Origin of the sequence: Rhizobium sp. BK377, from assembly GCF_014193935.1 — a bacterium.
Classification (GTDB): domain Bacteria; phylum Pseudomonadota; class Alphaproteobacteria; order Rhizobiales; family Rhizobiaceae; genus Rhizobium.
In genome coordinates, this window is record NZ_JACIAC010000001.1 from 1,681,264 (window position 1) to 1,702,424 (window position 21,161).

A 21,161-nucleotide genomic window follows, 5' to 3' on the forward strand; every position below is an offset into this window, starting at 1 on the left:
TGCAATTGCTCTAAGCCTTTATTCGCTTCATTTCGGGGTCATAGAGCGGCTTCAACGAAACCTTGCAGGGCACGCGCTCGCGGGCGACATCCAGTTCATACGTGCCGGAGAGGACAAAATCCTCCGTTACGCCGTCAGGATTACGGACATAGCCATAACCGATCGATCTGCCGATGGTGTAGCCGAAGCCGCCGCTGGAGAGCCAGCCGACGCGCTTGCCGTCACGATAGATGGTCTCGCGACCGAGCAGCACAATATCGGGATCGTCAGGTACGAAGCAGGCTAGCATCTTCTTCACACCGCTTTCGAGCTGACGCTCGATCGCCTCGCGGCCCTTGAAGGGCGTGTTCTTTCGCGTCTTCACCGCCCAGCCGAGGCCGGCTTCAACAGGCGTGTGATCAGGGCCGATATCGGAACCCCAGGCGCGATAGCCCTTTTCCAGGCGGCAGCTTTCGATGGCGCGGTAACCGGCATTGATGAGGCCGAACTGGCCGTCCGCGGCCATCAGAGCGTCATAGACGGTCGTCGCGTATTCGATCGGCACGTGCAGCTCATAACCGAGCTCACCGACATAGGTGATACGCAGTGCCCGGACAGGGCAGCCGGCAATGCCGATGGTCTTGACCCGACCGAAGGGGAAAGCGGCGTTGGAGACATCGCTGGTCGTGACCTTTTCCAGGATAGCGCGGGAACTCGGCCCCATCAGCGAGAGCACGGTATAGGCTGAGGTGACGTCGACCAGTTCGGCGTGAAGGCCATCGGGAATATTGCGCGAGATCCAGTCGAAATCATGCGTGGCAAAACCGGTCCCGGTGACGATGTAGTATTCATCCTCGCCAATGCGCGCGCAGGTGACGTCGCATTCGATGCCACCCTTGTCGTTCAGCATCTGCGTGTAGATCAGCGATCCCTCGGGCTTTGCGACGTCATTGGCGGCAATCCATGACAAGGCAGCCTCGGCATCCCTACCCTTCAGCACGAATTTGGCAAAGGAGGTCTGGTCGAAGATGACGGCTGCCTCGCGCACCGCCTTGTGCTCCCGGCCGACGGCATCGAACCAGTTCTGGCGGCCGTAGGTATAGATGTCCCTCGGCTCTTCATTGGAGAAGAGATCGGCAAACCAGTTCGGCCGCTCCCAGCCGAGCTTTTCGCCGAAGCAGGCGCCCTGCGCCTTCAGCCGTTCATAGAGCGGCGACTTGCGGCAAGGGCGGCCGCTCGAGTATTCCTCGAAGGGGAAAGCCAGCGTGTAGTGTTTGCCGTAGGCCTCCAGCGTTCTCGTGCGAACCCAATCCGTATCGAAATGCGGGCGGCCGAAGCGGCGGATATCGACCGGCCAGAGATCGTAGGGCGGCTCGCCCTTCGTCACCCATTCGGCAAGCGCCATGCCGGCGCCACCGGCAGATGCGATGCCGAAGGCGTTGAAACCGGCACCGACGAAGAAATTCTTCAGTTCCGGTGCCTCGCCAAGAATGAAGTTGCCGTCGGGCGTAAAACTCTCAGGCCCGTTCAGAAGCTGTTTGATGCCGGCATTTTCAAGCGCCGGGACACGGCCGAGCGCCTGCTCCATGATCTGCTCGAAATGATCGAAGTTGCTGTCGAGCACCGTATAGTGGAAGCCCTCGGGAATGCCGTCCAGAGCCCAGCCAATAGGGTTCGGCTCGTAGCCGCCCATGACCATGCCACCGACCTCCTCCTTGTAATAGGTCAGCCGATCGGGATCGCGCAGGGTCGGGAGATTGGAGGGCACGCCGAAGGATTCGGTGATGATATACTGATGTTCGACGGAGACGAGCGGCACGTTGACTCCGAAGCGAGTGGCAAAGCTGCGGGTCCATTGGCCGGCGCAGACCACGACCCGTTCGCATTCGATGCGGCCTTGTGCCGTGATGACGGCGCGGATCCTGCCCCTGTCGATTTCGAGATCGAGCACTTCCGTGTCCTCGAAGATCGAGACACCGGCCATGCGAGCGCCTTTTGCCAGCGCCTGGGTAATGTCAGAGGGATTGGCCTGGCCATCCGTCGGCAGATAGGCGGCACCGACGAGATCGTCTGTCGTCATCAGCGGCCAGAGATCAAAGGCCTCCTGCGGATTCAGAAGATGCATTTCGAGGCCGAATGACTGCGCCGTCGTCGCCTGGCGCTTAACTTCGGTCCAGCGTTCCTCATTGCAGGCAAGCCGCAAGCCGCCATTCATCTTCCAGCCAGTGCCAAGACCGGTCTCGGCTTCAAGCTTCTTGTAGAGATCGACGGAATATCCCAGAAGCTGGGTGATGTTGGCGCTGGTACGCAATTGCCCGACGAGGCCGGCGGCGTGGAATGTCGTGCCTGACGTCAGCTTCTTACGCTCCAGCAGCACCGTATCGGTCCAGCCAAGCTTGGCCAGATGATAGGCGGTCGAGCAGCCGATGATGCCGCCGCCGATGACCACGGCCTTTGCCGTTTTCGGTAATTCCTTCGTCATTCAATGATCCTGTTCAAATGCCCGATAGGCGCGCTCGAAGCGGGCAAGGTTTTCGGCAGTATAGGCAGCGTAGTCGAAATCGATGGTCGAATGTACCTCGGAGATCATGCTCCAGAGCGTCTCGCGCAGCAGCGAGGCGCATTTCATGGCCTGGTAGCGGCGGTTGAGATCATCCGTCAGCGGCCGATCGAAATAGGTCTCCAGCATCAGGCGCTCCACCTCTTCCGAAAACTCGCTGTTGGAGGCAAGGCCGCCGAGATCGAAGAGCGGCGTGTTGAAACCTGCATAATCCCAATCGATCAGCCAAAGCCGCCTGCCGTCATCGAGGAAATTGGCTGCTAGCAGGTCGTTATGGCCGAAGGCGATCTTGAAAGGACCTGCGGCTTCTTCGAGACATTCGGCTTTCGCGAGCAGGTCGTCCAGCAATGGCGCATGAGGACTGCCGGCAGCCTTCAGGTTTGCGATGTAATCGCGGATCACATGAAAAACCCAAAAGATCAGCGCCTGACCGCGAAAATGGCGGGCCATGTCGTGGTGGCAGGCGCGGATCAAGGGGATGAGACGGGCAAGCGTTTCCGGTTTTCTGACATCATCGGGCGATAGCGGCGCTGCGTCGATGAAATCGAGAACCAGCACACCCGGCGCATGATGGATAACGGCAGGCGAGATGCCGGCCGCATGGGCGGCGCGGCTTGCCGCAAGCTCGTTCTGCCTGTTGATATGGTGAACCGGAATATCTTCGCCCAGGCGAACGACGCGCCGCAGCGCGCCATCCCTCACCAAGTAGTTCCGGTTGGTTAGACCGCCGGTGATCGGAGATATGTCGATCGGACCTTGCCAGATGCCAAGCGCATGAATCCTCTCTTCAGGCGTCACGCGTATCCCCCTCGTAGCCCTCAAGGAAATGATGGGCTTGAGAGGGATCGGCTGTCAAGCCGCGGCTTTTTCAGATCGTCTTGCCGGTGGCGTCGAAAACGTGACAGCGCGCCGGATCGAAGGAGGCCTTCACGTTGGTGCCGCGCTCGACCTTCTGCTGGCCATCGAGCGCAATGGTAAGCGCCTGATTGTCCGGCGTCGTTGCGTAGAGCATCGTGGCGCCGCCGAGATTTTCGACGAGATCGACATTGACGGTCGAAAGAACCGTGCCGCCTTCCGTCAACGCAAGATGTTCAGGGCGGATGCCGAAGGTGACGTCCTGCCCCGCCTGTCCGGCAAGCCGGCGGCCGAGCTGAATGGCGTTGCCGCAGACATTGAGCGTCGAGCCAGTGTCAGTGACGCTCTCGATCCTGGCATTGAGGAAGTTCATCTTCGGGCTGCCGATGAAACCGGCGACGAAACGGTTGGCGGGATTGTTGTAAAGGTCGAGCGGAGCGCCGACCTGTTCAATGCGACCGGAATTCAGGACGACAATCTTGTCGGCCATCGTCATGGCTTCCACCTGGTCGTGGGTAACGTAGATCATCGTGTTGCCGAGGCTGCGGTGCAGGCGGGAAATCTCCACGCGCATCTGGACGCGCAGTTCAGCATCGAGGTTGGACAGCGGCTCGTCGAAGAGGAAGATGCGCGGCTCACGCACGATGGCGCGGCCGATTGCAACACGCTGGCGCTGGCCACCCGAGAGAGCCTTCGGCTTGCGCTCCAGCAGCTTCTCGATCTGCAGGATCTGCGCGGCGCGGCGCACTTTCGGTTCGATTTCCGCCCGCTTGTAGCCTGCGGTTTCCAGGCCGAAAGCCAGGTTCTTGTAAACCGACATATGCGGATAGAGCGCATAGGACTGGAAGACCATGGCGATGCCGCGCTTGGCGGGCGTCACTTCGTTCATACGCTCATTGTCGAGTAGCAGCGCACCACCGGAGATTTCCTCGAGGCCGGCGATCATACGCAGCAGCGTGGACTTGCCGCAGCCCGAGGGGCCGACGAAGACCGCGAATTCACCGGGATCGATCGTCAGGTCGATGCCGTGGATGACGTCGAGCTGGCCATAGCGCTTCTCGACCTTCTGAAGAACGACACTCGTTGCCATGTTCCGAAATCCCCTCTTATTTGGTTCTTGCACGCCAGTCGGCGTATTTCGGGCTGTCAGGACCGATCGGCAGGGCAACATCGGCGCCGCTATCGGAAGATTCGTAGATGGCCGTGACCAGTTCCAGCGCACGCCTTGCATCCGCGCTCGTCACCGGAAGCGGTCCCTTGCCCATCAGATAATCGTGGAAGCGCAGCATCTGCGTGTTGAAGCGCAGAGGTACGGGTTGCCAGTCAGCGATGACGGCATCGATCTTCGCCTGAACTTCGTCATCGGCAGCAATAATCTGCCAAGGATCCTGGCCGGGCGCATAGGCCTCGTGATTGCTCTCGAATGTAATGTTTTCGAAGTGAAGCCTGAGCCGGCTGATCTCGTTCTGCGAGCCGAGCGTACAGGACAACGAAACGAAGGCGCCGTTCTGCATCTGCAGGCTAACGGAGGCGCAGTCTTCGACCTCGATCTCGTTAACCCTGGTCGCCACGCGGCCGAAGACGCGGGTTGCCGGACCGGCGAGATAAAAGAGCATGTCGTGCAAATGGAGCGCATGGGTGACGAGTACGCCACCGAGTTCGGTCGCCCATTTGCCGCGCCAGGGTACGGCGTAATATTCCGGCTTGCGGCGCCAGAAGGTCTCGACCGAACCCATGTAGAACTTGCCGGCAAGCCCAGCATCGATGATGCGCTTGGCTTTCTCGACACCGTCGCCGTAGCGATATTGGAAGATCGGCATCAACGTGCCCTTGGCGGTCTTCTCGGCGGCGATGATTTCGTCGGCTCCGGCGAGCGAACCGGTGAGCGGCTTCTCGCAAACCACATGCTTGCCGGCGGCAAGTGCGGCAATGACTTGTTCCTTGTGGATACCGGGCGGCGTGCAGATATCGATGATGTCGATGCTGTCATCGGCAAGCAGCTCATCGAAGGAGGTCGCGCGCCGTTCGATGCCGAATTCATCGCCGATCGTCTTCAGGCGATCTTCGTTCAGGTCGCAAATCGCTACAACCTTGAACTTGTCCGGATGCGGCAGATACCCCTCGACGATATGGGAGCGGCCGATACCGCAGCCGATGATCGCGACTGTCTTGATGCTCATGTCACTTTATCCTGTCTGGCTTTCCCGCCCGATCCATCAACGCTTCATGCCGGTCGTGGCGATGCCCTCGATCAGCAGGCGCTGGAAGAACAGGAAGAAGAAGAATACGGGCACGAGGGTGAGCGTCGACATGGCGAACAATCCGCCCCAGTCCGATGCGCTGGTAGAGTCCACGAAAGTGCGCAGGCCGAGCTGGATCGTGTAAGTGTTCATGTCGTTGAGGTATATCAGCGGACCGAAGAAATCGTCCCAGGTCCAGATGAAGGAGAAGATGGCGGCTGTGGCCAGAACCGGCAGCGACAGCGGCAGCATGATCTTCCAATAGATGCGCCAGGCGCTGCAGCCATCCATCATCGCGGCCTCATCGAGTTCGCGCGGGATGCCGCGGAAGAACTGCACCATGAGGAAGATGAAGAAGGCGTCGCTTGCCAGGAACTTCGGCACGACGAGCGGCAGGATGGTGTTGACCCAGCCGAGATCGAGGAAGAGCACATATTGCGGGATGAGCGTCACGTGATAGGGGATCATCAGCGTGCCGAGCATGATCGCGAACCAGAAATTCCGACCGGCAAAACGCAGCCGCGCGAAGGCGAATGCCGTCAGCGAGCAGGCAATGACGTTGCCGGCGACCACCAGCAGCGAGATGACGAGCGAATTCCAGAAGAAGCGGCCGAAGCTGATGTCGAGACCGGTCCAGCCGCGCACATAGGAGGAAAAATCGACTGACGACGGAATGAGCGAAGTCGAGGAGAAGATCTCGTTTTCCGGCCTGACCGACGCGGACACCATCCACAAGAGCGGATAGAGCATCAGGAGCGATGCGGCGATCAGCAGCGCATGGATGACGATCGAAGCCGGCAGGCTGCGTTTGGTGATATCCGATGGCGGCCGGGGCGCGGTGACGGAAGCGGTCATCTCAGTCATCGTAGTGTACCCAATAGCGCGAGGTCAGGAAGGAGAAGGCGGTGAAGATCGCGATGATCACCACGAGGATCCAGGCGAGCGCCGAGGCATAGCCCATGCGGAAATTGCCGAAGGCTTCCTGATAGAGATAGAGCGTGTAGAAGAGCGTCGAATTGATCGGGCCGCCCGTGCCGCCGGAGATGATGAAGGCCGGCGTAAAGGCCTTGAAGGCGTCGATCGTCTGAACGACGGCGTTGAAGAAAATCACCGGCGTCAGCAGCGGCAGGGTGATCTTGTAGAACTGGCGGAATTTCGACGCACCGTCGAGGCTGGCGGCCTCATACATATCCTGCGGGATCTGTCGCAGGCCGGCCAGGAAGATGATCATCGGCGAACCGAACTGCCAGACGGAGAGTGCGACCAGCGTGTAGATCGAATAGCTCGGATGCGAAATCCAGCTCGGGCCGACAATTCCGAAATGCGAAAGTGCCGCATTGACGAGACCATCGCTGGCGAAAAGCTGGCGCCACAGTACAGCAATCGCCACACTGCCGCCGAGAAGCGACGGAAGGTAGAAAATCGCGCGGTAGATTGGCAGGCCGCGCAAGCCCCGGTTCAGAGCAAGTGCGACAAGAAGCGCAAAGGTCAGTTTGAAGGGAACCGACAAGACGACATAGGTCAATGTGACGGACATGGCCGACGCAAATTTCGGATCGGCCGTAGCGATGCGCACGTAATTTGCAGCTCCCACCCAACCCGGCGCCCTCAACATGTCGAAGTCGGTGAAGGAAAGGTAGAGAGAGATCAGGGCCGGGCCGAGTGTCAGGCCGAAAAAGCCTACCAGCCACGGAAGCAGAAAGAGATAGCCAGGAGCATTGGCATTCCACAGCCGCCGGAAGCGTCCGTCAGCCCGTACTCCCTGATATCTTTCCACGGTTACCGTCCCTGCGGACGTGCGCATCGCATTGGTCATATAAGATCAACCCCGCGCGAGAATTCGCGTGATTTCGTCCACGAGCTGCTTGCCGGCATCAGCCGGAGTAAGCTGGCCGAAAGCGACCTGCTCCGAGATAGTGCGCAGGACAACCTGGCCTTCGCCGGCACCGGTCGGCGGCGGGGGCGGAAGCGGGCCTGCGAGATCACCGAGACCGCTGACATATTCGAGCGGGACCTTGCCGGTTTCATCGAGCGTGCCGGCAACGACGTCGCGCATCGCCTTCGATTCCGGAATACCGCGCTCGACATCGAGGATCTTGGCGGCATCGGGGTTCTTGACGAAGAAGTTCACGTAATCGACGGCCTGGTCGATTGCCTTGGATTGTGCGGAAACCGAGAAGAACATCGAAGGCTTGCGGTAGTGGCCACCCTTCGAGTCCGGCTTGATGCGCATGTAATTGCTGAGCATCAGCTTGTCCTTGACCATCGCCTGATAGCCAACAAACTGGTTGGAGTGGGCGTAGTCGCAGGCGGCCTTGCCGACAGTCAGCGGGCTGGTATCGATCGTATCCTTGTAGAGCGCCTGAATGTCGGGCGTTACGCAGGCGCCGGCCTCACGGAACTTGGCCCACATGTCGAACCATTCGGACGCATCCTCGGCACCGAAAGCAATCTTCGAATCCGCCGTGTAAAGCGCCTTGCCGCGCTGGCGAAGATAGTTTTCGAAGAGTGGTTCGCCGCCACTGCCATCGGCAAAGCCGAAATAGCCCTTGCGCTTGCCGGCCTTGGTGATTTCAGCACCGATCTTGCCGAATTCTTCCCAAGTCGTCTTGTTGGTCGGCACGTCGATGCCGGCTTCCTTGAAGGCGACTGTGTTGATGACGGTCGCTGCCGAGTTTGCGCCGAGGCTGACACCATAGAAATGGCCGTCGACCTTGCCGCCTTCGATCTGCGCCGGGTCAAAATCATCGAGCTGCAGCTTCGAGGGCATATAGGATTCCAGCGGAGCGAGAGCGCCGCGCCGGGCATATTCGACGATGTAGCGATAATCCATCTGGATGACGTCGGGGGCGTTGCGGCCGGCCACCTGTGTGGCGAGACGCGGCCAGTAATCGGCCCATCCGAGGAATTCGCCGGTGATCGAAACACCGCTGTGCTGCGCCTTGAAAAGGTCGGAGACCTTGTTGGTGCGGTCAGCGCGCGGCTGAGAACCCCACCAGATGAGACGCAGGCGGTTTTCCTGGGCAAAAGCGCTGTTTCCGAGCGCCGAAAGCGAAAGAAGCGTTGCTCCACCCGCCATGAAATTACGTCTGCTTACACGAAAAGTCATATTGGTTTTCCTCCTCCCAACACGAAGCGCCTCCACACGCTTCCGAATTAGCCATCTTGCAACAAATAACTAATTGGTTACAAGTTATGTTCAAAGCCTCCGGGCTGTCAAGCGGTGTTGCTGGCCCGGTTGCTCTGACCAATTCGGGTTTTTACATTCTTCCGCTTAAGCCTTATGAGCGCAACATGGGAAGTAGGGGAAATCGCATGAACGACATTGGGGAGAGCGCAAAAAAGAAGACCAAGCGCCCGTCCGCTGAGCGAACCGCCCAACGCGATCCGGAGCGCACCCGCGCGGCCATTCTTGAGGCGGCCACACGGGAATTTGCCGAAAACGGCATGGGCGGCGCGCGAGTCGATTCCATCGCAGAGCGCGCCGGTACCAACAAACGCATGCTCTACCACTATTTCGGCGACAAGGAGCAGCTCTATCTGCGCGTGCTGGAGGAGGCCTACGTCAGCATCCGCACCGCCGAACGCGCGCTCAACATCGGCACCCGCAGCCCCGAGGAGGGCATTGGAGAACTTGCCCTCTTCACCTGGCGCTACTTCCTGCAGCATCCGGAATTCTTGAGCCTGCTCGGTACGGAAAATCTGCACCGCGCGCGCTGGCTGCGCCAGTCCGTGCGGCTCAAGGAGCTGCATTCGCACCTGATCGGCGAGCTTTCGCAGGTGCTGGAAGAAGGTAAGAAAACAGGTGTCTTCATCGAGACTGCCGATCCCCTGCATGTCTATCTGACAATCGCGTCGCTCGGCTATTTCTACCTGTCCAACCAGTACACGCTTTCGACGATCTTCGGCCGCGATCTCATCACACCTGCCAGTCTCGAAGCCTGGGAACGGCACATCGTTCACGTCACGCTCGCCTCGATAAAGCGCTGATTTTCAAAAAACCGAATTGGCTATTGACAGCAATATTCCTCTTCTGCCATCAAGTAACTGTTTAGTTACCGGCTCGGGAGGGCCGGGCCTGGCTGCCCGCTCCCGACGCATAAAAGCTTCCAGGGAGGGAAAAGTGGCACGTTTGGGGATCATTTTGCACGGCGTTACCGGCCGTATGGGCTACAACCAGCACCTCGTTCGCTCGATCCTCGCCTTTCGCGACCAGGGCGGCATTACGCTGAAATCCGGCGAGAAACTGGAAATCGATCCGATCATCGTCGGCCGCAACGGCGCGAAGATGGAGGAGCTTGCCCGCAAGCATAACATCAAGCGCTGGTCGACCGATCTTGATGCTGCGCTCGCCAATCCCGATGACGCCATCTTCTTCGATGCCGGAACCACGCTGATGCGCGCAGAGCTGCTGTCCAAGGCGCTCGATGCCGGCAAGCACGTCTATTGCGAAAAGCCTATCTCCGACGACCTGCAGGTTGCGATCGACCTGGCCCGCAAGGCGCGTGCCTCCGGCCTCAAGCACGGCGTGGTGCAGGACAAACTCTTCCTGCCCGGCCTGCGCAAGCTCGCGCTGCTGCGCGATTCCGGCTTCTTCGGCAAGATCCTCTCGGTGCGCGGTGAATTCGGCTACTGGGTCTTCGAAGGCGACTGGGGCGTGCCGGCCCAGCGCCCGTCCTGGAACTACCGCAAGGCCGATGGCGGCGGCATCATCCTCGATATGCTATGCCACTGGCGCTATGTGCTCGACAATCTCTTCGGTGAGGTGAAGGCCGTTTCCTGCCTGGGTGCAACCCATATTCCCACCCGTATCGATGAACAGGGCAAGCCCTACAACTGCGACACCGATGATGCAGCCTATGCGACCTTCGAGCTGGAAGGCGGCGCGATCGCGCAGGTCAATTCATCCTGGGCCGTGCGTGTTCGTCGCGACGACCTCGTCACCTTCCAGGTGGACGGCACGCATGGCTCGGCCGTTGCCGGGCTGACGAAATGCTGGAGTCAGCATCGCGTCAACACGCCGAAGCCGGTCTGGAATCCCGACCAGCCGCAGACCATCGACTTCTACAAGACCTGGGACGAAGTGCCGGATACGCAGGCCTTCGACAACGGTTTCAAGGCGCAGTGGGAGATGTTCATCCGTCACGTCGTCGAAGATGCTCCATGGCCATACGGGCTGGAAGCCGGCGCCAAGGGCGTGCAGCTTGCAGAACTCGGACTGAAGTCCTGGGCCGAGCGCCGCTGGCTCGATGTTCCCACGCTGGAGTTCTGAGCCGTGACGACGATCAATCTTCCCCTAGATGGCAAGTTCATCCCCTATACGCTGACCGGCGCGCCGATCGAACTTAAGAAGCGGGATGCCAAGAGCTTCCCGCGCATCGCCTTTGCCGCCGCCCATGTTGTGGCCGATCCGCTGGCCGACAACGATCCCTGGCTGACACCGGCGATCGACTGGGAACGTACCCTCGCCTTCCGCCATCGCCTCTGGGATCTCGGCCTCGGCGTTGCCGAAGCGATGGATACGGCGCAGCGCGGCATGGGGCTCGGCTGGCCGGAGGCCCGCGAGCTTATCCGCCGCGCACTAGGCGAAGCCGCAGGCCGCAAGGATGCGTTGATTGCCTGCGGCGCCGGCACCGATCATCTGACGCCTGGCCCCGATGTGACCATCGACACGATCATTAGGGCTTATGAGGAGCAGATCGAGACGGTGGAAGCCGCCGGTGGTCGCATCATCCTCATGGCAAGCCGTGCCCTAGCTGTGGCAGCCAAGGGGCCGGACGATTATATCAAGGTCTATGACCGCATTCTTCGCCAGGTGAAGGAACCCGTCGTCATCCACTGGCTCGGCGAAATGTTCGACCCGGCGCTTTCGGGTTACTGGGGCAATGGCGACCATCTGAAGGCAATGGAAACCTGCCTGCAGGTCATCGAAGCCAATGCCGCAAAAGTCGACGGCATCAAGATTTCGCTTCTTTCCAAGGAGAAGGAAGTGACGATGCGCCGGCAGCTGCCGAAAGGCGTGCGCATGTATACCGGCGATGACTTCAACTACGCCGAACTGATCGCTGGCGACGGGCAGGGCCATTCGGATGCACTTCTCGGCATTTTCGACGCCATCGCGCCCGCAGCGTCTGCAGCGCTCGATGCGCTCGGCCGTAAGAGTAACCACGAATTTTTCGATCTGCTCGAGCCGACCGTTCCGCTGTCCCGCCACATTTTCAAAGCGCCGACCCGCTTCTACAAGACCGGTGTCGTCTTCCTCGCCTATCTCAACGGGTTGCAGGATCATTTCACGATGATCGGCGGCCAGCAGAGCACGCGCTCGCTGACGCATCTGGCAGAGCTTTTCCGCCTCGCCGATAAGGCTCGGGTTCTCGCCGATCCGGAAGTCGCGACTGATCGGATGAAGCAGGTGCTTGCCGTCCACGGCGTTCACTGATCGCCGGCATGGCAATGGGAGGGGAATGACATGCAGGTCGAAGGACTTTCGATCAATCTCGCGACGATCCGCGAGCAATGCGGCTTTGCCGAAGCTGTCGATATCTGCCTGAAACACGGAATTACCTCGATCGCGCCCTGGCGCGATCAGGTCGCCAAGGCCGGTCTCGATGAGGCCGTGCGCATCGTCAAGTCAAACGGGATCAAATTGACCGGCCTCTGCCGCGGCGGCTTCTTTCCGGCGGCAACCGGAAGCGACTGGCAGAAGAACCTCGACGACAACAGGCGGGCCATCGACGAGGCGGCGGCGTTTTCGGCCGATTGCCTCGTGCTCGTCGTTGGTGGCCTGCCCGGCAGTTCGAAGGATATCGTTGCGGCCCGGCAGATGGTGTTCGACGGCATCGCTGCCGTGCTGCCGCACGCGCAGGCTTCGGGCGTGAAGCTCGCGATCGAGCCGCTGCATCCGATGTATGCCGCCGACCGTGCCTGCGTGAACACGCTTGGGCAAGCGCTCGATATGTGCGAGCAGCTCGGCGAGGATGTCGGCGTTGCCGTCGATGTCTATCACGTCTGGTGGGATCCCGATCTTGCCAATCAGATTGCCCGCGCCGGACGGATGAAACGCATCTTTGCCCACCACATCTGCGATTGGCTGGTGCCGACCAAGGACATGCTGCTCGACCGCGGCATGATGGGCGATGGTGTCATCGATCTCAAAGGCATAAGACGGATGGTGGAAGCCGCCGGCTTCCTCGGCGCGCAGGAGGTCGAAATCTTCTCGGCTGAAAACTGGTGGAAGCGTCCGGCCGATGAGGTGATCGCCACCTGCGTCGAGCGCTTCAGGAGCTGCTGCCAAGTCTAGTTTTAAAATCCAATCGTTTCATCACGTATGAAGGAGGAATCATTCGATGGAGAAACGCCGTTTTGCCCTAATCGGCACCGGTAACCGCGGCACCACGATGTGGGGCAAGGATCTGCTTTCCGGCTGGCGCGAGCATGTCGACCTGACTGCGATCGTCGAGAAGAATTCGCTGCGCGGCGAGCGCGCCCGCACCATGATCGGCAGCAACGCGCCGCTCTATGAAAACATCGATGCGATGCTGGCAGAGCAGAAGCCGGATCTGGCGATCGTTTGCACGCCCGACCATACGCATGACGATATCATCGTGCGTGCCCTGGAATCAGGCATCGACGTCATCACCGAAAAGCCGATGACGACTTCGGTGGAAAAGATTCGCCGGATTCTGGATGCCGAAAAGCGCACCGGTCGCCGGGTCGACGTTTCCTTCAACTATCGCTATGCGCCGACCGCGGCAAAGATCAAGGAACTCCTGAATTCCGGCGAGATCGGCCGCGTTACCTCGGTCGACTTCCACTGGTATCTCAACACCAAGCATGGTGCCGACTATTTCCGCCGCTGGCACGCCTATACGGAAAATTCCGGCAGCCTCTTCGTTCACAAGGCGACTCACCATTTCGACCTTCTGAACTGGTATCTGGACAGCGATCCTGATGCCGTGACCTCCTTTGCCGACCTGCAGAATTACGGCCGCAAGGGACCTTTCCGCGGCCCGCGCTGCAAGCTCTGTCCGCACACACAAGAATGCGACTACTATCTCGATCTCGAAAAGGATCCCTTCCTCGATACGCTCTACGAGGATCCCTCGAAGATCGACGGCTATTTCCGCGACGGCTGCGTTTTTCGCGAGGATATCGACATTCCCGATACGATGGTCGTTTCAATCCGCTACCGAAACAATGTCCACGTCTCCTATTCGCTGAACACGTTCCAGCCGATCGAGGGCCATCACCTCGCCTTCAACGGCACCAAAGGCCGTATCGAAATCCGCCAGTATGAGGCGCAGCCATGGGAAGAGCCGAAGGAAGACACGATCCTGCTGATCCGCAACTTCCCGTACGGCAAGGAGGCCGTCGAGCGCATCACGGTGCCGCATTTCTCCGGCGGCCATTACGGTGGCGACGACCGAATGCGCAACATGATTTTCAAGCCCGATATGCAGGACAGGCTCGCGCAACGGGCCGGCACACGTGCCGGCGCCATGTCCGTGCTGTGTGGCATCGCGGCGCTGACAAGCTCGCGTACCGGCAAGGTCGTCAATATCTCCGACCTCATGCCGGAGCTTGCCAATGACGGTTCTCCCAACTCGCGAAAGGTGTCGTAAAACTCAGGCGGTATTTTCCAGGTTTTCGAGGGTGAGCCCGTAAAGCAGCGGCTCGCCCTTGATAAAACGTTCGGCCTCATCCGCTGCCATTTCGCCGAGGCGGGTGCGCTCGAGACCGACCGCACCGGCAACATGTGGCGTCAGGAAGACGTTGGGCAGATCGTAGAAGGCCGATTCCGGTCCCGGTATTTCGGGATCGGTCACGTCGATGATGGCGTCGATGCGGCCGGTCTTCAGAACGGCCAGCAGAGCATCTTCATCGATCAGCGCACCTCGGGCTGTGTTGATCAATGTTGCCCCATCCTTCATCAGCGCCAATTTTGCCGCATCGATCATGTGGTAGGTGGACGGCAGTGATGGCGCGTGGACGGATACGATATCCGACTGACGCATGAGATCGTCGAGTTCGACCTTGTGCACACCCATTATGCGCGCCTGGTTGGCATCGACAGTCGGATCTGAGAGCAATATCTTGTATTGGAAAGGCTTCAGCAGATCGATGACGCGGCGACCAATGCGCGAGGCGCCGATAATTCCAACCGTGCGGCGATAGTTGCCGATGGCCTCGCGCTGCATCGGATGGGTGCGATCGCGATGGCGGTCACCAACATAGATGTCGCGGAAACGGAAGACATGTTTGCCGGCAAAGATGATTGCAGCAAGCGTGAATTCCGCAACCGGTACGGCATTGGCCTCGGCCGCATGGCTGACGGGAATGCCGGCCTCGAAAACGCAGGCATCGACGATGCCCTTTACCGTTCCCGCCGCGTGAACGACGAGCTTCAACTTTGGCGCAAGCGCTAGAACCTCCCGGCCAACATAGGGCGCACCCCAGCCGGTGATCAGGATTTCCGCCTCGGAGAGCAGACGCTTTGCCCGTTCGTCGTCGAAGTGCTGAAGCGGTTCGGCGTCGAGCAGGCGCCCGATGCCATCCAGCCGGCGAAGGACCGCCTCGGGCAGCACATGCTCGGTGCGGGAAGGCTCCATGGCAAGGACGATGGCAGCCCGGTTCATGGCATATGTCCTGGCGCTTCGATGGCGCTAACGGTCATGCCCTCCTCGCTGATCAGCTTCTGGAGCGCAGCAATATCCGGTGCTTTCGGTGGCGTCATCCATGCTCCCGATACGGCAGCCGGATCGTTCAACGCCAACGCAGCCGTGATCAGAATTGTTTCGCCGGCAGGAATTTCACCGCGCAGCTGCGGCACGAGCGTCTTGGAAACGATCATGTTCGTATTCGGCAGCGCTTTCTGGGCAAGGCCGTTTCGCTTGATCGACGAGCCCAAGTCGACGATGCCGGTGAAATCCACTTCGCCGATCGCATGGGCCGAGCCTTCGGCGGCCGAAAGCGTATCCGCATCGAGATCACGTTTGGCAATCGCGAAGCCGCCTTCCGCGGTCTGCAGCGGACGTGGTGTCGTGATGCGGTGAACGCGGATATGCCATGGGGCCGATGGTACGAGCCAGGTTTCGACCTTCACATCCTTGAAGGCCGACCATCTGGAATAAAGGATGTTGCCGGCGATCTTTGCCTCTTCATTGGTTTCGCGGACGCGGTAATGCAGGCCGTCGTCACTGAAGGCGAGCGCGGAATCGAAGGCGCCAAGTGCGAAGGCACGCTCATCGGCTTCGACGCTGAAACCGTAGCGAGCGGAATAGGCGAACTTTGCGTATTTCTCCGTGCCGAAGCGCATCTGCAGGTTTTCCTGGCCTGAAGACAGCGCCACGACATCATTTCCGGCACGCATGACCACCATGCCCGGATGACGTTGCGGAACGACCTCGGGGGGTTGTTCAGGCGCCTTTTCCTCTGCGGTCCAGAAGGGATGATCCTCAGCAATGGCGAGCGGCAGGAAGGCCTTGAAGGCCCAATAGGGTGAGCCGGCAGAATTATAGCTCTCCGACATCAAGAGGTTCGGATAGCCGAAGCCGATGGAGAGAACGCCGTCGTGGCTGGCGATCGGCTTATCCCGCCACCAGCGCAGATGCTCGAGGCAAAGATGCTTGACCTCGCCCCAGGGCAATGCCTCCAGATCGGCAAAGGCAAGCGCCGACCAGAAACCGGCACAGGCGAAACGATAGGTCAGGCTGCGGCCGAAGGGGATCGTTGCGCCATCGGGCGCAAACCAGTGGCGGAAATCCTTGGCGAAGAGAATGGCTCGCTCACGGTAGCGCTTGGCATAGTCGTCATCGACCAGCTTGGAATAGATCAAGCCGTAGAAATGCATGGCGAAGGGAATGTAATGGTCGATGCGGCGGATATTACCGTCACGGTACCAGCCGTCGCCGATGTAAAAGCCTTCGAGTTCCTCGAGATATCGCCTGGTCAGGCTGCGGTCGAAATCGGCGCCGAGGCGGCCGAGGGCTATATCGACGAAGATGCGGAAGAATTTCCAGTTATTGTCGGCATAGTCGAACTGCCGGACATGCTTGAAATAGGCGATGATGTTGTCGCGGGCGCGCTTGTCGAGTGGCTCCCAGATCTTGTCGGGCACCAGCGCCAGGGCAAAACCGAGGGCGGCGAGCTCCACCATACGCTGATCGCGGGCATTGACGGTGCCCCAATATTCGGGATGGGCCGGATCGCAGCCGTTCGCAAGGCCCTCAGCAAAGCGGTGCCAGTGGTCGAAAGCGGTCTTGCCGGCGCCGAGCGGTGCAAGACCCCAGAGCGGACGCGCGAAGCCTTCGAGATCGGCAGCGGCCCGGTCGAAATGGGCGCCGGCGCCATCGAGGCGAACACGGGCATTGCCATCGGAGAAGAAGGGCAGCAGCGGGTTGAAGAGATCGTTGACAGCACGGATCATATCGGCGCGGTTCTTCAGCGGATTGCCTGCAAGCGGATTGGCGCTGGCGGGATCATAGGTCATCGGCATCACTCACAGCTTGTCGGTATCGGGAACGGTGCCTCCAGCAACGGGGACAACCGCCTGGCAGATGTGGCGGGCGGGAGCAGCCCTGTCGCGGTAGCGGGAAATCATCAGGGAAATGGCCTCGCGGCCAAGCGCTACGCGGTCGACGCGCATGGTGGAAAGCCTGGGATTGGTCATGACGGCACAGGGCAGGTCATCGAAGCCGACGATCGCGAAATCCTCGGGAACGCGAAGGCCTGCTTCGGTGACGGCTTCGAGCACACCTACGGCAATGAAATCGTTCATGCAGAAGGCCGCCGTATAACCTGGATCCTCGGCGAGCATCGCGACCGTGCGCTCGTGCGCTTCGCGGCTGGCGCTCCCCTGGAAGGTGAGCGGAACAAGCCGGCCCTCGGCACCGGGAATCGCGGCAATCGCCGCTTCGAAGCCACGCACACGCTCGCGGATCGTGTGACGATGGGAGCCGGTGAGATGCAGGATGCGGCGATGGCCGGCTTTCGTGAGCCGGCTCGTCGCCTCGTAGGCGCCAAAGAAATTGGAGGGTGAGACGCCATCGAGGCGCAGGCGCGGATCGGTACCGTTGACGAGAACGGTCGGCGTTCCCGTCTCTTCCAGCCAAGCCCGCAGCGCATCGCCGGGATCGATGCCGACGAGGAAAAGCCCTTCGGCTTCCGCCGTCTGCATATATTCGCCGACGACATCGGGCATCGTGCGGTCTTCACGCACGAGCCGCACCTCGAAAGGCATGCCAGCATCGGCGGCGCCGGCACGAAGGCCCTCCACGATCGATTCGTAGAAGACGCTGAGGCCGCCGGTCGCCCCGTCGCTGGCAATCAGAGCAAGTCCGCCCGGAACGCTTTCCGAAATAGTCTTCACCGGATAGCCATGTTCGGCGGCAACCTTCAAAATGTGCCGCCGCACGTTTTCGCTGATACCAGGCTCGTTGGCGAGCACCCGTGAGACCGTGGAAACGGAAACGCCCGCCAGACTGGCAATGTCGGCCTGACGTGGCTTTCTGGTCCTAGTCTCGTTCATCCTGACCTCATTCATGCAGCAAAGATTATGCAAATTATGCAAATTTGCAAGCAAACTATATTTCTTGCAAACAGAAATTTTTTGCGTACTCTACCTGCCGAACGCTCGAAAAGACCATTGGAGGATGGCATCGGGCATCAGACAAAGGAGGAAATGATGCAGGTCAATCGCCGTTCATTCTTGATGGGAACCGCGGGTGCCGCGGCCGGCCTTGCTTTTGGCGCCGGCAGCTCGATCCCCGCATTTGCCGAGGAGGCTTCGCTTCGCGCCATGTGGTGGGGCTCCAACGACCGCGCCAAGCGCACGCTCGATGTTGCCAAGCTCTACCAGTCGAAGACGCCCGGCGTCACCATCGTCGGTGAATCCCTTTCGGGCGACGGCTACTGGACCAAGCTCGCAACGCAGATGGCCGGCCGCTCGATTGCCGATGTCTTCCAGCTCGAGCCGGGCACGATCTCCGACTATTCCAAACGCGGCGCCTGCCTGCCGCTCGATGAATTCGTTCCCTCGACGCTGAAGGTCGACAGCTTCGGCGCCGATATGCTGAAACTGACCACGGTTGACGGGAAGCTCTATGGCGTCGGCCTCGGCCTCAACTCCTTCGCGATGTTCTTCGACACCGTCGAATTCGAAAAGGCCGGTATTCCGCTTCCTACACCCGATCTCACCTGGGATGAGTATGCCAAGCTCGCCGTGGAACTCGCGAAAGCCTCCGGCAAGGGTGGCGGCCCCTACGCGGCGCGTTACAATTATGTCTTCGACGCCTGGCTGCGCCAGCGCGGCAAGAGCGTCTTCGCCAAGGAGACCGTAGGCCTCGGCTTCACGGTCGACGACGCCAAGGAATGGTTCGACTATTGGGAGAAGCTGCGCAAGGCGGGCGGCACGGTTGCCGCTGACGTGCAGACGCTGGACCAGAACACGATCGACACCAATTGCCTTGGTCTCGGCAAATCGGTTATCGGCATGGCCTATTCCAACCAGATGATCGGCTATCAGCTGATCATCAAGAACAAGCTCGGCATCACCATGCTGCCGCGCGAGAAGAAGGGCGGCCCGTCAGGCCATTACTATCGTCCGGCTCTGATCTGGAGCGTGGGTGCCACGACCAAGCAGGGCGAAGCCGCCGCAAAGTTCATCAGTTTCTTCGTCAACGATCCGGAAGCCGGCAAGATCCTCGGCGTCGAACGCGGCGTGCCGATGTCGCCGGTGGTTCGCGAAGCGATCCTGCCACAGCTCAACCCGACGGAGCAGGAAACGGTCAAATACGTCAATCTGCTCAAGGACCAGGTCGGCGAATATCCGCGGCCGGTACCGATGGGCGCGACCGAATTCGACCAGCGTGTTCTTCGTCCGACCTGCGATGAGCTCGCCTTCGAGCGCATCTCTGTAGCCGATGCCGCAGCCAAGCTCGTCGAAATCGGCAAGGGCACCCTCAAGGGTTAATCATACCTCGCATGAACAGGTTAAGGCCCGCCGCGAGCGGGCCTTTTCCATTGGCGCTATCGGCTCAGTTGCTGGCGTCATCGATGACCCGCCAGTCGGGTCGACCGAGATTGAACGGCCATGCGTGTACGTCGCGATCATTGAAGTAGACGACTTCCTGCAGCTCGGGAAAATCGCTCTGCCTGAGCGTCACTGTTTCCATCCATGGCTTGATGTACCCGTCACTACCCTCATAGCCGAGTTCGGCCACCCAGACCGGCTTATGATACTGCGCGACAAGGTCGTAGCCGGGCTTTAAAGCCTCGTTGAAAGTCCGTGGACCATTGTGAACGATCCGGTCATAAGGCTCCAGACCGAAGACCGAGAGGCCGACGAAGTCGACATAGGTGTCGCCCGGGTAATAGGCATCGAGACCAGGCAGTCCTTTCGGCGACCACATGAGTTTCGTACCGGGCGCTTCCTCCCGCACGATGTCCATCATCCGCCTATATGCAGCTATATAATCTGAAGGATTCCAGCCGGACCACGAAAAGCGGCCGGATTTGTCTTCCATTTCCTGCCCCCAGCGGACGATGACCGGGCTTTTCAACTGGGCAATCATACTGGCGATCGCCCGCATATTCACATCGTAATCGCCGCGGAACAGCTTCCAGCGCAGTTCATCGGAGGTCAGCCGCCAGTCTACATCCCATGACCAAGGTTCCACCGTGATCAGCAGGTTGCGGCCTCTTGCCAGCGCATAGGCATCCGCTACACGAAGCGTTTCGAGATCGACATCTTCCCATGGAAGGAAGAGGTGCTCCGTCGCCACGCTCTGCTGCGCGCCGAAATCGCCATGCGGATCGTAGGCACCGAATTTGACGCCATCGGCATGAATGGCGGGCCGCTTGTCTGTGATCGTCTGCGCACCCGCCGCATTCATGACGGCGGTGGCGTTTTGCGCCTCGCTTCGGTGCGAAATGTCGGCAACACCGAGCATAAGGATCGCGATTGTTGCTGCCGAGATTTTCTTCGCCAGGGTTTTCATCGTCTTGTCCTCCCTTTCGGCTATTTATTGGTCGCGAGAACCTGCTTCAGCTCTTTGGCTTTCAGGCTCACCGTGTCTGCCGGCACCAGCTTTCGAAACTCGTCGTCGGCTTTCGTTGAAGCGTGCCGGAACACGTACCAGTCCCCGCTCGGCTGACGCCGCTGGTAGATCGTGTTGCCGATCCTGCGGTGGCCGAAGCAGGTACTGGCACGTGCCGCCCCCTCATTATTGGTCCAGGTCGCACGCATGCACATCTGGCCGAAATCGTCGACGACCCAGCGGCCTTCGGCGAAAGACTGCTTGCCGTCATTGTCAACCCAGGCGACGAGGCGCCTGCCCTCGCCAATAAAACGACCGCCGCCGGTATTCCAGGTCCAGGTTTTGTCGGCGTAGATCGCATACAGTTCGCCCGCGCTGAGCGGTATTGGTGTCGGCGCCTTCTTCTGTTCCGCTGCGCGTGCGCCTATCGGGAGGATAAGGCTGAGACACAGAGCCAGCGCTCCTCCCGTCAATCGTGCTGCCATGCTCATT

Annotated in this window: 17 protein-coding genes and 1 pseudogene; 6 read left to right on the forward strand and 12 right to left on the reverse strand. The window is 60.0% G+C overall.

Annotation, left to right across the window (positions count from 1 at the left end; translation table 11 throughout):
- Positions 1-10 precede the first annotated feature (10 nt).
- The 7 genes from FHT92_RS08350 to FHT92_RS08380 all read right to left on the reverse strand — a co-directional run bounded on the left by FHT92_RS08350 (position 11) and on the right by FHT92_RS08380 (position 8,743).
- Positions 11-2,461, reverse strand: a complete 2,451-nt coding sequence (locus FHT92_RS08350; RefSeq protein WP_183823753.1) for an FAD-dependent oxidoreductase — start codon at positions 2,459-2,461, stop codon at positions 11-13.
- Positions 2,462-3,337, reverse strand: a complete 876-nt coding sequence (locus FHT92_RS08355; RefSeq protein ID WP_183823755.1) for a choline kinase family protein — start codon at positions 3,335-3,337, stop codon at positions 2,462-2,464. It abuts the gene before it with no gap.
- Between the two features lie 70 nt (positions 3,338-3,407).
- Positions 3,408-4,484, reverse strand: coding sequence for an ABC transporter ATP-binding protein (locus FHT92_RS08360; RefSeq protein WP_183745456.1), 1,077 nt, complete (start codon positions 4,482-4,484; stop codon positions 3,408-3,410).
- A gap of 16 nt (positions 4,485-4,500) precedes the next feature.
- Positions 4,501-5,574 carry a Gfo/Idh/MocA family protein gene (locus FHT92_RS08365; protein ID WP_183823757.1) on the reverse strand — a complete coding sequence of 358 codons (1,074 nt, stop codon included), beginning with the start codon at positions 5,572-5,574 and terminating at the stop codon, positions 4,501-4,503.
- A gap of 36 nt (positions 5,575-5,610) precedes the next feature.
- A complete protein-coding gene (locus FHT92_RS08370; RefSeq protein ID WP_183745451.1) occupies positions 5,611-6,498 on the reverse strand; it encodes a carbohydrate ABC transporter permease in 888 nt (295 codons plus the stop codon).
- Positions 6,491-7,450, reverse strand: coding sequence for a carbohydrate ABC transporter permease (locus FHT92_RS08375; RefSeq protein ID WP_183727402.1), 960 nt, complete (start codon positions 7,448-7,450; stop codon positions 6,491-6,493). The genes FHT92_RS08370 and FHT92_RS08375 overlap by 8 nt, the downstream gene beginning before the upstream one ends.
- A gap of 6 nt (positions 7,451-7,456) precedes the next feature.
- Positions 7,457-8,743: an ABC transporter substrate-binding protein gene (locus FHT92_RS08380; RefSeq protein WP_183745448.1), complete on the reverse strand. Its 1,287-nt coding sequence runs from the start codon at positions 8,741-8,743 to the stop codon at positions 7,457-7,459.
- Positions 8,744-8,949: 206 nt separating this feature from the next.
- Between FHT92_RS08380 and FHT92_RS08385 the strand changes: the two genes are divergently transcribed.
- The 5 genes from FHT92_RS08385 (at position 8,950) to FHT92_RS08405 (ending at position 14,255) form a co-directional block, all read left to right on the forward strand.
- Positions 8,950-9,624 (forward strand): TetR/AcrR family transcriptional regulator, encoded by a 675-nt coding sequence (locus FHT92_RS08385; RefSeq protein WP_183823759.1) that lies wholly within the window; start codon positions 8,950-8,952, stop codon positions 9,622-9,624.
- Between the two features lie 133 nt (positions 9,625-9,757).
- Positions 9,758-10,906, forward strand: coding sequence for a Gfo/Idh/MocA family protein (locus FHT92_RS08390; RefSeq protein WP_183823761.1), 1,149 nt, complete (start codon positions 9,758-9,760; stop codon positions 10,904-10,906).
- 3 nt (positions 10,907-10,909) lie between these two features.
- Positions 10,910-12,073, forward strand: coding sequence for a dihydrodipicolinate synthase family protein (locus FHT92_RS08395; protein ID WP_183823763.1), 1,164 nt, complete (start codon positions 10,910-10,912; stop codon positions 12,071-12,073).
- Positions 12,074-12,103: 30 nt separating this feature from the next.
- Positions 12,104-12,934, forward strand: coding sequence for a sugar phosphate isomerase/epimerase family protein (locus FHT92_RS08400; RefSeq protein ID WP_183823765.1), 831 nt, complete (start codon positions 12,104-12,106; stop codon positions 12,932-12,934).
- A gap of 46 nt (positions 12,935-12,980) precedes the next feature.
- Complete coding sequence (locus FHT92_RS08405) at positions 12,981-14,255, forward strand: Gfo/Idh/MocA family protein (protein WP_183823766.1); 1,275 nt, start codon at positions 12,981-12,983, stop codon at positions 14,253-14,255.
- A gap of 3 nt (positions 14,256-14,258) precedes the next feature.
- On the opposite strand, the gene FHT92_RS08410 is transcribed toward FHT92_RS08405, so the two are convergent.
- The 3 genes from FHT92_RS08410 to FHT92_RS08420 are packed head-to-tail and all read right to left on the reverse strand — an operon-like array spanning position 14,259 to position 18,160.
- On the reverse strand, positions 14,259-15,269 hold the full coding sequence (locus tag FHT92_RS08410; protein ID WP_183823768.1) for a hydroxyacid dehydrogenase: 1,011 nt from the start codon (positions 15,267-15,269) through the stop codon (positions 14,259-14,261).
- Entirely contained in the window at positions 15,266-17,122 is a 1,857-nt protein-coding gene (locus tag FHT92_RS08415) for a DUF2264 domain-containing protein (RefSeq protein ID WP_183823770.1), read from the reverse strand. The genes FHT92_RS08410 and FHT92_RS08415 overlap by 4 nt, the downstream gene beginning before the upstream one ends.
- A 9-nt stretch (positions 17,123-17,131) precedes the next feature.
- Positions 17,132-18,160 carry a LacI family DNA-binding transcriptional regulator gene (locus FHT92_RS08420; RefSeq protein WP_183823772.1) on the reverse strand — a complete coding sequence of 343 codons (1,029 nt, stop codon included), beginning with the start codon at positions 18,158-18,160 and terminating at the stop codon, positions 17,132-17,134.
- Positions 18,161-18,316: 156 nt separating this feature from the next.
- On the opposite strand from FHT92_RS08420, the gene FHT92_RS08425 reads away from it, so the two are divergent.
- Entirely contained in the window at positions 18,317-19,603 is a 1,287-nt protein-coding gene (locus FHT92_RS08425; RefSeq protein ID WP_183823774.1) for an ABC transporter substrate-binding protein, read from the forward strand.
- Positions 19,604-19,667: 64 nt separating this feature from the next.
- Here FHT92_RS08425 and FHT92_RS08430 read toward each other — a convergent pair whose 3' ends face one another.
- Positions 19,668-20,630 (reverse strand): glycoside hydrolase family 26 protein, encoded by a 963-nt coding sequence (locus FHT92_RS08430; protein ID WP_183745426.1) that lies wholly within the window; start codon positions 20,628-20,630, stop codon positions 19,668-19,670.
- 7 nt (positions 20,631-20,637) lie between these two features.
- Positions 20,638-21,160, reverse strand: a pseudogene (locus FHT92_RS08435) (DUF995 domain-containing protein); the annotation flags it as partial.
- Between the last annotated feature and the right edge of the window lies 1 nt (position 21,161).